At 33.4% G+C, this 13,509-nt stretch carries 15 protein-coding genes; 2 read left to right on the forward strand and 13 right to left on the reverse strand.

Annotated elements, in window-relative coordinates; translation table 11 throughout:
- Nucleotides 1-61: 61 nt before the first annotated feature.
- From AC23L6_RS10565 to AC23L6_RS10615, 11 genes are all read right to left on the reverse strand, one after another.
- Nucleotides 62-388 (reverse strand): nucleotide pyrophosphohydrolase, encoded by a 327-nt coding sequence (locus tag AC23L6_RS10565; protein ID WP_487562464.1) that lies wholly within the window; start codon nucleotides 386-388, stop codon nucleotides 62-64.
- A gap of 109 nt (nucleotides 389-497) precedes the next feature.
- A complete protein-coding gene (locus AC23L6_RS10570) occupies nucleotides 498-803 on the reverse strand; it encodes a GIY-YIG nuclease family protein (RefSeq protein ID WP_487562463.1) in 306 nt (101 codons plus the stop codon).
- A 146-nt stretch (nucleotides 804-949) separates the two neighbouring features.
- On the reverse strand, nucleotides 950-1,144 hold the full coding sequence (locus AC23L6_RS10575) for a hypothetical protein (RefSeq protein WP_487562462.1): 195 nt from the start codon (nucleotides 1,142-1,144) through the stop codon (nucleotides 950-952).
- Nucleotides 1,141-1,377 (reverse strand): hypothetical protein, encoded by a 237-nt coding sequence (locus tag AC23L6_RS10580; RefSeq protein ID WP_487562461.1) that lies wholly within the window; start codon nucleotides 1,375-1,377, stop codon nucleotides 1,141-1,143. The genes AC23L6_RS10575 and AC23L6_RS10580 overlap by 4 nt, the downstream gene beginning before the upstream one ends.
- Before the next feature lie 391 nt (nucleotides 1,378-1,768).
- The gene (locus AC23L6_RS10585) at nucleotides 1,769-2,248 is read right to left on the reverse strand and encodes a hypothetical protein (RefSeq protein ID WP_487562460.1); all 480 of its coding nucleotides are present in this window, start codon (nucleotides 2,246-2,248) and stop codon (nucleotides 1,769-1,771) included.
- A 119-nt stretch (nucleotides 2,249-2,367) separates the two neighbouring features.
- Entirely contained in the window at nucleotides 2,368-2,820 is a 453-nt protein-coding gene (dtd, locus tag AC23L6_RS10590) for a D-aminoacyl-tRNA deacylase (protein ID WP_487562459.1), read from the reverse strand.
- Nucleotides 2,821-2,922: 102 nt separating this feature from the next.
- A complete protein-coding gene (rsgA, locus tag AC23L6_RS10595; RefSeq protein WP_487562458.1) occupies nucleotides 2,923-3,906 on the reverse strand; it encodes a ribosome small subunit-dependent GTPase A in 984 nt (327 codons plus the stop codon).
- A gap of 161 nt (nucleotides 3,907-4,067) precedes the next feature.
- Nucleotides 4,068-5,150: a chorismate mutase gene (locus tag AC23L6_RS10600; RefSeq protein WP_487562457.1), complete on the reverse strand. Its 1,083-nt coding sequence runs from the start codon at nucleotides 5,148-5,150 to the stop codon at nucleotides 4,068-4,070.
- Nucleotides 5,151-5,181: 31 nt separating this feature from the next.
- Nucleotides 5,182-6,039: a prephenate dehydrogenase gene (locus AC23L6_RS10605; RefSeq protein ID WP_487562456.1), complete on the reverse strand. Its 858-nt coding sequence runs from the start codon at nucleotides 6,037-6,039 to the stop codon at nucleotides 5,182-5,184.
- 4 nt (nucleotides 6,040-6,043) lie between these two features.
- On the reverse strand, nucleotides 6,044-7,189 hold the full coding sequence (locus AC23L6_RS10610; protein ID WP_487562455.1) for an aminotransferase class I/II-fold pyridoxal phosphate-dependent enzyme: 1,146 nt from the start codon (nucleotides 7,187-7,189) through the stop codon (nucleotides 6,044-6,046).
- Nucleotides 7,186-8,013: a prephenate dehydratase gene (locus tag AC23L6_RS10615; RefSeq protein ID WP_487562454.1), complete on the reverse strand. Its 828-nt coding sequence runs from the start codon at nucleotides 8,011-8,013 to the stop codon at nucleotides 7,186-7,188. The genes AC23L6_RS10610 and AC23L6_RS10615 overlap by 4 nt, the downstream gene beginning before the upstream one ends.
- A gap of 492 nt (nucleotides 8,014-8,505) precedes the next feature.
- Between AC23L6_RS10615 and gldA the strand changes: the two genes are divergently transcribed.
- Entirely contained in the window at nucleotides 8,506-9,405 is a 900-nt protein-coding gene (gene gldA / locus AC23L6_RS10620; RefSeq protein ID WP_487562453.1) for a gliding motility-associated ABC transporter ATP-binding subunit GldA, read from the forward strand.
- 17 nt (nucleotides 9,406-9,422) lie between these two features.
- Here gldA and AC23L6_RS10625 read toward each other — a convergent pair whose 3' ends face one another.
- On the reverse strand, nucleotides 9,423-10,169 hold the full coding sequence (locus tag AC23L6_RS10625; RefSeq protein WP_487562452.1) for a head GIN domain-containing protein: 747 nt from the start codon (nucleotides 10,167-10,169) through the stop codon (nucleotides 9,423-9,425).
- Nucleotides 10,170-10,176: 7 nt separating this feature from the next.
- Nucleotides 10,177-11,271: an acyloxyacyl hydrolase gene (locus AC23L6_RS10630; RefSeq protein ID WP_487562451.1), complete on the reverse strand. Its 1,095-nt coding sequence runs from the start codon at nucleotides 11,269-11,271 to the stop codon at nucleotides 10,177-10,179.
- 60 nt (nucleotides 11,272-11,331) lie between these two features.
- Here AC23L6_RS10630 and AC23L6_RS10635 point away from each other — a divergent pair, with 60 nt between their 5' ends.
- Entirely contained in the window at nucleotides 11,332-13,461 is a 2,130-nt protein-coding gene (locus tag AC23L6_RS10635) for a beta-1,3-glucanase family protein (protein ID WP_487562450.1), read from the forward strand.
- Nucleotides 13,462-13,509: the final 48 nt, after the last annotated feature.

Consider the following 13,509-nt stretch of genomic DNA (forward strand, 5'->3'; position numbering starts at 1 on the left):
CAAATATAATCAGAGAAAACAGAATTTAAACCATTAAGAAATTAAGTTTTACAAGATGCTGTTATTTCAATTTGTCGTTGTTTTTATGACGGTCTTTGTCGCGAACGGATTTCAAATCCATTTTTTTATCAAAAGCAGCCTGCAAATCAATACCTGTTTGGTTGGCTAGACATAAAACTACAAAAACCACATCGGCTAGTTCTTCGCCCAAGTCTTTGTTTTTATCTGATTCTTTTTCAGATTGTTCGCCATAGCGACGGGCAATAATACGTGCTACTTCGCCTACTTCTTCTGTAAGCTGTGCCATATTAGTGAGTTCATTAAAGTAGCGAACTCCGTGTTCTTTTATCCAAGTATCAACTTGTAATTGGGCATTTTTTAGGTTCATGGTTATGTCATTGCGAGGAACGAAGCAATCTCATCAACCATAACGTAGACATCGTGAGATTGCTTCGTGCCTCGCAATGACGTTGTGTTGAGTGTGCTTTATTCATAAGTTAAATTATCATTATGTCTTTTATTTCTTCATACAAATCATTCCAATCAGGATTGATGCTGTTGATTAAACTTTCTTTAGTGGCTCTATTTCCTGCTTTCAACTGTTTTTCTCTTCCTATAGCATCACCTATCATTTGGAATTGTTCAAAGTAAACCAATTTATTTAAATTATAACGTGCCGAAAACGAATTTTGATACCGCTTTTCTTTATGTTCTAAAATTCTATTGGGCAAGTTTGATGTCACTCCAATGTATAAAGTGGTATTGTTTTTATTGGTTATGATGTAGATGAATCCTGGTTTCATGGTTAACTCATAGTTTTTATTCGTTTAGTCATTGCGAGGCACGAAGCAATCTCAAAAACAGAACGCAAACAGGATAAGATTGCTTCGTGCCTCGCAATGACTTAATGGTAAATTATAAATTGCTATATTCTTTGCTATATAACTATTTAAATTTCTGGAAATCGTAACCAATTATTTGGAATATCATTCATTTTAATTAATGACTCTACCATTTTTTTGCCTTCAAATGTTAGATATCTAGAATCGTATCCATGATTAGGATATTTTATATTAAATTCCATTGGACTTGCATTAGAAAAGTAAACTTGCCCATATTCCTTAATAGCTCGTTTTATCATCATTCTGCAAATACCTTTTTTTGATATTCATCTGGAACACTACAATTACAAAGCCAATAATTACCCTTTTTATCTTTATAATAGGAGAATTCAGCCTTTTTTGAAATAACCTTATTACCACCAAGTTCTTTAGGCCTTTTTGTTTCTTTTTCTATAATAATTTGCCATTTGAGTTCATTTATTTTTTCAACTTTCAATTTTGATAAATCAATTTTATCAATAATAGATTTTTTCATGTTTATGTCTTAAAAATAGTTTATCCGATTCCAATTTTTAATTTTCCTCAACGTAAGGCTCGCTTGTTTAACTTTAATTCTTCCGTCACTTCACAAATATAAATAATTGTACATGGTGAAGGATATATGATGCGTGATTTTTGTTAAAAACGTGAAACTTCACGTTCTTGATGTAAAACTTTACGTCCGTGATGTGAAACTTTAGGTCTTAGACGTGAAATTTTACGTTACAACACGTAAACGTTGACGTTCTTGATGTGAACTTTCACGTCCTAGACGTGAAACTTTACGTCCCTGACGTGAACGTTGGCGTTTTTGGATGATTTTAAGACAAAAAAAATACCCTTTCAGTCAAACTTGAAAGGGTATCATGGGTATTTAAAGTATAGTTCTAAGGTGTTTGTGGCTCTGGAGACGTTCCCGTCCTACTAAAAAACTGTGACAACTCGTTCACTTTAGTTTCATAACCTGCTGTTTTGGTTCCTGCTTTGTACTGGCTGTAACCATAATCCGTAAGCGCTGCTTGATAGTTGTCAAAATCATGTAGAATTTTGTTATTGTCCAGTCCGTCAATAAGGCTCTGTAGTCGAGATATGGTGGCTTGAATAAAAGCTCTGGAATCAAAATCGTTTTGAAACTCTACCCAATCCACATCGGCACTGCTCAAACCAGGTTGGTTGTTTCTGTAGTCTAGAACTTTGTTTACAATGAGTTTGTTTTGCTCATTAATACTCCCGTATTTTTTGCGCTCATCAGGAGAGAGATTTCTGAACTTGGCTGTCAATGCAGTTTCTAAGTCCGTTAATGCTGTTGCAACAGCAGTCTTTTCGGTTGCGGTGTAGTGCACGTTGTTGAGGTTTTCAAATGGCATAGTACTTTTTTTTAAAGGTTTATAAATAATGATTTTCTCAAAAGTAGAGAATGGAAACCATAAAAAAAATCACTGTAATTAGTGATTTTTTACTTTTTTTTATAATCCTTAAAATGCCTTTACTCCCTATTCTTACTATCTATGACTATCGTAACTGGTCCGTCATTCAAAAGTGATACTTTCATATCGGCGGCGAAGATTCCGGTTTGTACTTTTTTACCTAATTGGTGCTCTACTTCTTGAACAAAACGCTCATACATAGGAATGGCAATTTCGTGTTTCGCCGCTTTAAGATAGGATGGACGATTGCCTTTTTTGGTAGAGGCTTGGAGCGTAAATTGACTTATGACTATAATATCTCCTATTACCTCCTTGACGGACAGATTCATAACTTCATGGTCATCTGCAAATATCCTGAGATTTACAATTTTTGATGTCATCCACTGAATATCTTCGAGTGTATCGGCTGCTTCAATGCCTACTAAAACAAGTAGCCCTTGTTGAATGTTAGCAACTGTATTGCCTTCTACTGTAACAGAAGCTGATGATACTCTTTGGATTACGGTTTTCATAGCCTCCTAGCCCCCGAAGGGGGAATTTGAAGATTAACATTATAACTATTTAATACCATATTGATTGTTTGAAAATTAATTTTGGAGTTCCCCCTTTGGGGTTTAGGGGGCTTCCCTCGATTTATCACTAATAATCCGATCTTCGTTGTAAATATCTGTTCGATAATGCTCCTCATCGCCTTCTAATATTTTAAGATAACTATTGTAGCGCGACCACGCTATTTCTTCTTTGTCTAAAGCGGCTTTTATGGCGCAATGGGGTTCGTCTTTATGCAAACAATTGTTGAATTTACATTGATCTTTTAACTTAAAAAACTCAGGGAAAAATCCGCTGATTTCGGCAGGCTCCATATCGACAATACCAAAACCTTTTATCCCTGGCGTGTCGATAATTCGAGCATTAAAACTCAAATCATACATTTCTGCAAAAGTCGTGGTATGCTGTCCTTGTTTGCTTTGCTCTGAAATTACAGATGTTTTTAAATGTAAACTGGGCTCTAGTGCGTTGACCAATGTTGATTTCCCCACTCCCGAATGACCAGAAAACATACTCACTTTGCCTATCATCATTTCTTTTAGTGCATCAACTCCCTTTCCCTGTGTAGAGGAAATTCGTAAACATTTATATCCAATTTGTTGGTAAATATGTTGCAGATACAATTGCTCATTCAGAGTAGATTCATCAAAAGTATCTATTTTATTGAAAATTAAAATAGCTTCAATTCCATAAGCCTCAGCAGTCATCAAAAATCGGTCGATAAAACTGGTGGTTGTTGGCGGATTATTGATAGTGACTAATAAAAAAACCTGATCAATATTGGATGCAATAATGTGCATTTGTTTGGAAAGATTCACCGACTTGCGCACAATATAATTTTTGCGTTCGTGAATGGTATGAATGGTTCCTGTTAAAGCATCAGAAGTTTCTTCAAGCTCATAATCCACACTATCTCCCACAGCAATCGGATTGGTACTTTTTATCCCTTTCATCCGAAATTTACCTTTCATTCGACATTCTATAAAATCACCTTCTTGCGATTTTACGGTGTACCAACTTCCTGTAGATTTATAAACGGTTCCTGTCATTCAATTTTAGATTTCCGAATTTTGATTTTAGATTCTTTGGCAAAGATAAATGATTGTTTTTCGTTTAAAGTTTAAACTTTGAAGTTTTTCGATTATACAAAATAAAAAATCTCCACTCTTTTTTAAGAAATGGAGATTTATTTGTAAGACCGAATTTGAATTTATGCATTCAAGATTTTTTCCTGATGTTCAATACTTTCTTGGTGAATTCCTTTGAATAATTTAATGATGAATTCTTCTGACAATCCTTTTTTAGAACCTTCAGCCACCATCTTTTCTTGAATTTCATTCCAACGATTGTTTTGTAAAACAGCAACGTTAGCTTCTTTTTTCACTTGACCAATTTCGTCAGCTACCTTCATTCGTTTGCCTAATAATTCTAACAAATTGGCGTCAAGAACATCTATATTCGCTCTCAATTTTGTCATTTTGTTATCAAAATCGGCAGTATCACCACTCACTTTTCTTACTTTCAAATCCTTGAAAATTTGTTTCAAAGCCGTTGGGGTAACTTGTTGTGCAGCATCACTCCAAGCATTATCGGGATCATGATGGGTTTCGATAATCATTCCATCATAATTCAAATCCAAAGCTTCTTGAGTCACTTCAAGAATCATATTGCGATTTCCTGTAATATGGGATGGGTCAATAATCAATGGCAAATCAGGGAATTTATTTTGCAATTCGATAGCAATCTGCCATTCTGGAATGTTTCTGTATTTTGTTTTTTCATACGTTGAAAAACCTCTGTGAATCACACCTAGCTTTTTGATTCCAGCCATATACAAACGCTCTACACCACCCAACCATAACGCCATATCAGGATTTACTGGATTTTTAATCAAAACTATTTTGTCTGTTCCTGCTAGTGTATCGGCAATTTCTTGAACCGCAAATGGATTTGCTGTAGTACGCGCTCCCACCCAAAGTACATCAATGTCGTTTTCTAAAGCCAATTTACAGTGTGCAGCTGTAGCTACTTCTGTTCCCATTAACAATCCTGTTTCAGCTTTGGCTTTTTTCAACCATTTTAAACCAATTTCTCCAACACCTTCAAATCCACCTGGGCGTGTTCTTGGTTTCCAAATTCCAGCTCTAAAAACACTTACATCTGAATCTTTCAATTCGTGTGCGATTTTCAATACTTGCTCTTCAGTTTCAGCACTACAAGGTCCTGCAATTACGAATGGATGATCCAAATTGAATGCGTTCAACCAGTCTCTCATTTCTTTCTTGTTTTCCATCTTTTCTAATTTTTATTTTTTTGTGTTTGTTTTACTTTTTAATATTTATTCCGTTTAATATTTCTTTTATCTTATTGACGCTTTGCATTTCATTGAAAATAGCTTCAAAATCATCCTTTTCTAGAAGGTCTTTAAAATTTGACAAATTAGAAATGTACTCTTCTAAAGTTTTTACCACTTGTTTTTTATTTTGTTTAAAAATAGGTGTCCACATTGCTGGTGAACTTTTGGCCAAACGCACCGTACTTTCAAAACCAGAACCTGCCATATCAAATATATCCTGCTCGTCCTTTTCTTTATTAATTACTGTTTTGCCTAGCATGAAAGAACTTATGTGTGACAAATGTGATACATAAGCAATGTGTTTATCATGTGATATAGGATCCATGTAGCGAATTCTCATCCCAATAGTCGTGAAAAGTTGTACCGCTTTTTCCTGCAATTTAAAAGTGGTTTTTTCGACCTCACAAATGATATTTGTTTTGCCATGAAACAAACCTCTAATTGCTGCTGATGGACCAGAGAATTCTGTACCTGCAATAGGATGAGCCGCAAGAAAATTTCTTCTTTTTGGGTGATGAGTAACCACTTCACAAATAGGCGATTTTGTAGAACCTACGTCAAAAACAATCGTATTTTCTCCAATTGCATCTAATACCTTTGGCAATACTTTTAATGAAATATCCACGGGAACCGAAACGATGACAAAATCTGCTTCCAACAAATCATCAAAACTAGACTCTTTATCAATTAAACCCAAATCAATCGCTTCTTTTACATGTTTTGGATTCGCATCAATACCGTAAATAGTTGCATTTGGATGCAATTCTTTAATGTCCAATACCATTGAACCTCCTATTAATCCTATTCCTATAACATGTACATTCATCCTACTAAAATCTATCTATTGCTTCTTGAACTTTTTCCTCTTGCACACAAAGAGCAAAACGAATATATCCTTCTCCATTAGAACCAAAAATAGTTCCCGGAGTTATGAATATTGATTTTTCATATAATATGCTGTCAATAAAAGCTTCTGCAGATGTGATTCCGTTGGGTAATTTTGCCCAAACAAACAATCCAACACCCTCTTTATACACTTCACAACCTAGTTTTTCTGCCAATTGTTCAGTTAAAACTCTTCGTTTTTTATAAACGGCATTCATAGAATCGAACCAAGATTTGTCACTTTTTAATGCGGCAATTGCACCTTTTTGAATTCCAAAAAACATTCCGCTGTCCATGTTACTTTTTACTTTCAAAACGGCATCTATACAAGCGGCATTGCCTAAAACCATTCCCACTCTCCAACCTGCCATGTTGAATGTTTTTGATAAAGAATTCAGTTCTAAAGCTACTTCTTTGGCACCTTCCACTTGCAACAAACTCATAGGATTGTCATTTAAAACAAAACTATACGGATTGTCATTAACCAGTAATATGTTGTGACTCTTGGCAAAAGCGACTAATTTTTCGAATAATTGTAAACTTCCTCTTGCACCTGTCGGCATGTGAGGATAGCCTATCCACATGATTTTCACCTTCGATAAATCCAACTTTTCCAGAGCATCAAAATCCGGTTCCCAATTATTACTTTCCTTCAAATCATAATAGACTGGAACTGCACCGACTAAATTGGTCACCGAAGTATAGGTTGGATATCCTGGATTTGGAATCAAAACTTCATCACCTTCATTCAAAAAAGCCAATGAAATGTGCATAATTCCCTCTTTAGAACCCATCAAGGGTAAAATTTCAGTATTCGAATTTAAAGTAACTCCAAAGTTGTTTTTATAGAAATCAGCCATAGCGCTTCTCAACTCTGGCAAGCCTTGATAACTTTGATATTGATGTGCATTTTCTTCCTGCATGGCTTGTACTACAGCATCAATAACGGCCTGTGAAGGTTTTAAATCTGGGCTTCCAATTCCCATATTGATTATAGGTTTCCCTTCTGAAGCCAACTGTCTAACTTCTCTCAATTTTGATGAAAAATAGTATTCTTCAACAATTTCTAATCGTTTCGCTACTTCTATCATGGCCTTGTATTTTTATATTCACCTAAAACTTTAAAATATTCAGCCATAATTTCTAAAAGTGATTTTGCCTTGGCATAATCTTCGTATTTTTCGAAGGTAACATCAACGAAAAAAGAGTATTTCCAAGGTGTTTCAATTTTTGGCAAGGATTGTATTTTTGTTAAATTCAATTTGCAATCGCTCATTACATTTAAAACTGCAGCTAAACTACCGCGTTTGTGATCCAATTCAAACTTGATAGAAGCTCTGTTAATTTCATCTTTTGAAACAAAATTGTTCTCTTTATTAATAATTACAAATCGGGTCATGTTATTATTAATAGTTTGAATTTCAGCAGCGATTATCTCTAAATCGTACATTTCTGCTGCTACTTTACTAGCAATTGCCGCAATTCCTTTTATTTGTTTATCGTGAATTCTTCGTGCTGTTTCAGCTGTATCTTTATCTTCAACCAACTTAATATTTGGATGTGTTTTCAGAAATTCCATGCACTGCAACAACGCCATTGGATGTGAATGCACTTCTTGAATATCTTCCATTTTTTGACCTTTTAGTGCCATCAAATTTTGATGAATATCCAAATAATGCTCTCCGATGATATGCAAATTGTTTTTATCAATCAAAGCATAATTAGGTATAATTGGACCTGCGATTGAATTCTCGATAGCCATAACTGCTTGGTCAGATTTACCACTTACTACGCTATCTATCAATTCCTCAAACGACAAGCACTCATCAATTTCAACATCTTTCGGGAAATATTCATTTACCACCTGATGATGAAAAGAGCCTTTTATACCTTGTATCGCAATTTTTGTTCTCATTTAATCAAAAAAAAATCCTGATTTTCATCAGGATTGTATCTTAGTTTTATTTGTTTCTTGTTTTTCAAATAATCATAGCACAATCCTTACTTCTTAAAAAAGAAATAGTAAGTATTGCTAAAATAAAAACGATTGTTTGACATTTTGTTACTGAAATAATTCTATGCGAATATAGAAATATTTTTTAACTCACCCAAAAAAAAGCATTTTTATGGCATAAAAAAATAATTTGAGGTAAAACACATTTTTTATTGAAAAATATTCAAAAAAAACAAGTATAAGTTTTTGTATTTATAGTATTTAATAAAGAAATTCCCATTTTAAATCTTGCTAAAACATTTTTATTAACAATTTATCGGTCTTTTTATCTCAAAATAAGTCTAATAACGTCTAAATCTAATTCCTTTTTGCTCAATTTGTTGATTTTAATTTTTCGATTCAATACTATAAAAAAGTATTTTTCTATTTACTTTTGCTAGAAATACAAAACTCATGTCAATAGAAGTTAATGCAATTTCAAAAAGTTACGGTACTCAAAAAGCGCTTGATAGCATTTCATTTTCTGTAAAAAAAGGTGAAATTGTGGGTTTCTTAGGCCCTAATGGTGCTGGAAAATCTACATTAATGAAAATATTAACCACTTATATCAGTGCTGACGAAGGGTCTGCATTAGTGAATGGAAATGATGTGAGCACGCAACAAAAAGCCGTTCAAAAATCTATTGGTTATTTGCCTGAGCATAATCCATTGTATTTGGATTTGTATGTTAGAGAATATTTGGACTTTAATGCAGATGTTTATAAAGTTCCTAAATCTCGAATCGAAGAAGTGATACAACTTACTGGATTAGGAAGTGAGAGTCATAAAAAAATAGGACAATTATCGAAAGGATATCGTCAGCGTGTGGGGCTTGCCAATGCATTATTACACAATCCAGAAGTGTTGATTTTGGACGAGCCTACAACAGGATTAGACCCAAATCAGTTGGTCGAAATCAGAAATGTGATTAAAACAGTGGGAAAAGACAAAACCGTTTTTCTTTCTACACACATCATGCAAGAAGTTGAAGCCATTTGTGACCGAGTTATTATCATTAATAATGGAAAAATTGTTACAGATAAAAAACTCGATAAATTAATTTCTACCGAGAAGGAACAAATTATCGAAGTTGAATTTAATACTGCTATTAAAGAAGAACTTTTTACAAAAATTCCGAATTTACAATCTTATAAAAATATTCATACTACGCTATGGGAATTGACTTTCCTCTCAGAAGTGGACATGAGACCCACTGTTTTTGACTTTGCTCATGATAATGGTTTGAAAACCTTGCAACTGAATCAAAAGAATAAAAATCTGGAAACTTTATTTAGAGAAGTGACTAAGGATTAAGTTGTATTTAATTACAATCAATTAAAAATTAATTTTCCTCTGTAATGCTGATTCACTTGAATATTTTCAGGTTTTGAATTACAAATTACATTGCCCAAATTATAAATATCCCCCGAAATAGATTCGATTGGATGTAAAAACATATCATTTGAACCTCTGTGATAAAAATGTACTTTGTTGGCCCATGCATTTTCACCATGAAAAATTCCATCTCCCTCATAAAAATTTACTCTCATTTCGTTAATTTTTCCAGTAATAAAATAACGTGATAGATGATTGTTTTCTACCAGCAAACTTTCACAATTCAAATTGAGAATATAATCTCCTGTTCCAGTTCCACTATATCCATCATAATTATTCATAGATACCAGATGCAAATAAGGAAAAGATAGAACTCCATTGCAAGTAATGTCTCGTTCTGTTTTTGAAAACACATCTGTCAAATTGGGAGCGGTAACATAAACTGTTGTTTCTCCATAATCTCTCACCCAATTGCATGTGGTGTTGTCTTCCAAAATAAGTTTATTATCAACAACATTGACTTCGATATCATTAATTAAATTTTCGCCTGTTTGAATCTCTACCTTGTAATCATCGCCTTGAGTAATTACCAATCCTATCCTTTTATTGACAATAATTGTAGAAAAAGTAAGTCCTTTATACTCTCTAGAAGTCATTTTCCCACTAGACTTGACACAATCGCCAATATTTTCACAATTAGTGAATAGTAAAATAAAGCAAAATGCAATCACAATTTTTCCCATACAAAAGTTATAATCGAACACCAACAATACATTCAACAGCTTCAGCCAAAAAACCATGAGTTACTAATGATACTCCTGAAAAAATTTTAGGAGTAATATAATATTTTATCCCTACTCTATCATAAAATGAAACATCGTATTTAAATGGCTGATAAACATAATACCCTAATTGAGTTTCAAAGGAAATTCTGTTTATAAATAACTCGTGCCCAATAAAAATGCCAACCCTTTTATAATCTGTATCAATAGCTACATGATCCTCTGGATAGGCAATAGTACGGTATTTTATAAATTCTTTAAAAGAGGTTGTCAAAAATAATTCTGCACCTGCTTGAAGAGCACTTTTTCTGTTAACCCTTTTATCAGCATAAAATCCAAAGTGATAAAAAGGTTTTTGACCACTACCAATAACCGGGCTTTCGTTATATCCTGTTCTCAGTAAAATATTGTATTTTATAGGTTCAACAAACTTCATTCTTGAAAAAATGGAATCTCTTGGTCTATTTTCAATAGCATCAAAATTATAATTAACCCCTACAACTAGACAATAGGTATTTATTCCACTGTTTGGCGATTTAAACCTTCCGTTAGAAAAATGAGTGAATAGTAATCCTCCTTGAATTCCAAATTTATCGATTAGGTTTTCTTTCTTGTAATTCAGTACAAAATCGATATTTGCCATCATTTTAGAACCAAAAGCTTTATTCTTGCTATTGGTAACTTTATCATAAGGATTTGTAGTAGTGGCAATTCCTGTAGCAATTTTTAGATTTAAATTTCTCTTTAAAAAATAAAAATTATAGAAAGCCCCAGTTGCATAGTTTTTTCCTAATGATTCATTTTTAAAATCTTGATATAAAAAATAAAAACCATAATCTGGATAATTATAAACAGACTGCCATTCCTCGCTACCATGAGTTTTCTTCGAAAAACTAAACATAGCGCCCTCAGGATGTCCGGTGATTAAATGGTATAAATCTGGTGAATGAGGAATAACATTTCCTCTAAATAGAGTAAAATCTATTGCCCCTGAATCCTTATTTTCTTGAGCTAGTATTAAATTTGAAAAAAGAATTAGAAATAGTCGAATTAGTAATCTCATCGAAAAAAATAAAAATCCATATTGAGTTTATTACTAAATTTACAATTTAACTTTACAAATATGAACAAAATTACTCTAACTCTAGCAGCAATATTTTCTTTTATTCCTTATTGTTTCTCTCAAACACTTCAAATCCCATATGTTTTTGAAAATAATTCGGAATATTTAGATTCAGAAATTTACATTGCGTTAGTTGGGAAATATGGTTCTACAGGCGATGTGTGGATGGATATGAATTCTAGTGCACTGATTGCCATGAATTCTAGCGCCAATACTGTTTCTGGACCATCTTGGAGTACACCTGCTGAATGGAAATACCCAGCTATTTTTACAAAATTGAGTGATATTCCAAACAAAACGATACAAATACCCAAAGGATTATATGCTGGTAGAATTTTTATATCATTCAAATCTCCCTTGTATCTTCATTTTCACGATGATGGTGGTTATGCTGGAGCCAATCTAAGTTCTTCGACTGATCCGAATGATGGAATTCGATGGGAATTAGTTGAACTTAGCTGGGACAATTCTGGAATATTTACCAATACTAGTAGAGTGGATGCTTATCAATATCCTATGGGAATAGAGGTACATGGCTTTACTGGTTCTGTAAATCCAGAAATAAGCTACGACCAAAATTACAGGAACGCCATTGCAGGTGAAGGTATACCAAAATATAGTAAAGTAGGTGAGTTAATTTCTCATGACGCTATCATGGCTCTTTGGGATACCAATGTTTCGAGTGATTATTTAGTTTGTAAGACAACTAAAACTCATTCCTTAGACGGAAAACCCATAATAGAACAACCTACCAAAATATCAGGTTTTCCGACATCTGAATTAGAATCATATATCAATGCTATTTGGTCGACTTATACCACAAATGATTTAACAATAAATATAGGTGAAAATGGTGTATGGGTAGGTCGAGTAACGGGAAATACTTTCAATTTTAGAGATTCAAAAGATGGATCAATTGCCACCATTTATTCAAAACCAAATCCTACAAACGCAATTGAAGGCTCTGGAGCTTTGGCATACACTCCTGTAAATCCAGAACTTAATGCTGTTAAATACAGTGAAGACTTAATGATACAAGCTCAGATTGCAGCAGCCATAAATAGGCATGCTATTAATACCGCTATAGTAGGATCAACAATTCAGTATTCTCATGACTCGGCTTCATTTTTTAAAATTAAACCCTACAATGAATATGTCGCTTTTTTTCATAAAGAGAACATCAGCTACAATTCTAAAACCTATGCCTTTGCCTATGATGATGTAGGAGACCATTCTTCTACCATTCAATGTACTTATCCAACAAACGTTAAAGTAATAATTGGTGGTTTAGTGGGTAAAAACGCCTCGTTATCTACAATCTCAATAACTCCACAAATTACCAACCTAAGTCTAAGCTCTACACAAAAATTTTCTGCACAAGGATTTGATACAGATAATAATCCATTCCCAACTAATATCATCTGGAGTATTACTAGTGGAACGGGAACCATAGCAGCAAATGGATTATTCACTCCATCTAGTACAGGGACAGTAACTATACAAGCAACCGATGGATTAATCAGCTCTACATTTACATTTAATGTAGAAAATACTACTATCAACAAATGCAACGCAACCGCTATAAATGGTCAATATACTTATGATGTTACCAATACTTTAAATCCAACTATTACATTTATACCAACCATTCCGACAACTGGTAAGGCTGTTTGTATTTTATATTTCAGCAAAAATGTTGCTGGTCCATTTAACGGTTATAATGTAACGCCAAATGTACCTTACCGAATTACCGCACCACTAGGTGAAACTATTTATTTTTATTACACTTACTCCGTTACCACTGGTGGGGAAAACACCACATTGAACAACAAACATACAGTTACAGTAGGAGGTTGTGATTCATTAAATATTAAAAATAATGAATTGACGAATGCTATAATTGTCTATCCTAACCCTTCTCATGGTAAAGATTTAAAAATCACAGGTAAAATTGAAAATTCTGAAATTTTAATGTATTCTCTGAATGGTGCTTTATTGAAAAGTTGTACAACTAATGACGAAAATGAGTTGTCTATTTACACAAACAATCTAGCCAGAGGAGTTTATATTTTAAAAATTATCAAGAAAAGTTCGAAAGAAGTTAAAACTGTTAAAGTAGAAGTGTTTTAATTCTTGGCTTTTTTAAAATAAAATGGGATTCAAATTGAATCCCATTTT

The organism is Flavobacterium sp. R1_16 (assembly GCF_057652095.1).

What these genes read in the sequence shown, in the direction of transcription:
- AC23L6_RS10565 (WP_487562464.1), bottom strand. Translation starts at nt 388, where the DNA reads ATGAACCTAAAAAATGCCCAATTACAAGTTGATACTTGGATAAAAGAA.
- AC23L6_RS10570 (WP_487562463.1), bottom strand. Translation starts at nt 803, where the DNA reads ATGAAACCAGGATTCATCTACATCATAACCAATAAAAACAATACCACT.
- AC23L6_RS10575 (WP_487562462.1), bottom strand. Translation starts at nt 1,144, where the DNA reads ATGATGATAAAACGAGCTATTAAGGAATATGGGCAAGTTTACTTTTCT.
- AC23L6_RS10580 (WP_487562461.1), bottom strand. Translation starts at nt 1,377, where the DNA reads ATGAAAAAATCTATTATTGATAAAATTGATTTATCAAAATTGAAAGTT.
- AC23L6_RS10585 (WP_487562460.1), bottom strand. Translation starts at nt 2,248, where the DNA reads ATGCCATTTGAAAACCTCAACAACGTGCACTACACCGCAACCGAAAAG.
- dtd (WP_487562459.1), bottom strand. Translation starts at nt 2,820, where the DNA reads ATGAAAACCGTAATCCAAAGAGTATCATCAGCTTCTGTTACAGTAGAA.
- rsgA (WP_487562458.1), bottom strand. Translation starts at nt 3,906, where the DNA reads ATGACAGGAACCGTTTATAAATCTACAGGAAGTTGGTACACCGTAAAA.
- AC23L6_RS10600 (WP_487562457.1), bottom strand. Translation starts at nt 5,150, where the DNA reads ATGGAAAACAAGAAAGAAATGAGAGACTGGTTGAACGCATTCAATTTG.
- AC23L6_RS10605 (WP_487562456.1), bottom strand. Translation starts at nt 6,039, where the DNA reads ATGAATGTACATGTTATAGGAATAGGATTAATAGGAGGTTCAATGGTA.
- AC23L6_RS10610 (WP_487562455.1), bottom strand. Translation starts at nt 7,189, where the DNA reads ATGATAGAAGTAGCGAAACGATTAGAAATTGTTGAAGAATACTATTTT.
- AC23L6_RS10615 (WP_487562454.1), bottom strand. Translation starts at nt 8,013, where the DNA reads ATGAGAACAAAAATTGCGATACAAGGTATAAAAGGCTCTTTTCATCAT.
- gldA (WP_487562453.1), top strand. Translation starts at nt 8,506, where the DNA reads ATGTCAATAGAAGTTAATGCAATTTCAAAAAGTTACGGTACTCAAAAA.
- AC23L6_RS10625 (WP_487562452.1), bottom strand. Translation starts at nt 10,169, where the DNA reads ATGGGAAAAATTGTGATTGCATTTTGCTTTATTTTACTATTCACTAAT.
- AC23L6_RS10630 (WP_487562451.1), bottom strand. Translation starts at nt 11,271, where the DNA reads ATGAGATTACTAATTCGACTATTTCTAATTCTTTTTTCAAATTTAATA.
- AC23L6_RS10635 (WP_487562450.1), top strand. Translation starts at nt 11,332, where the DNA reads ATGAACAAAATTACTCTAACTCTAGCAGCAATATTTTCTTTTATTCCT.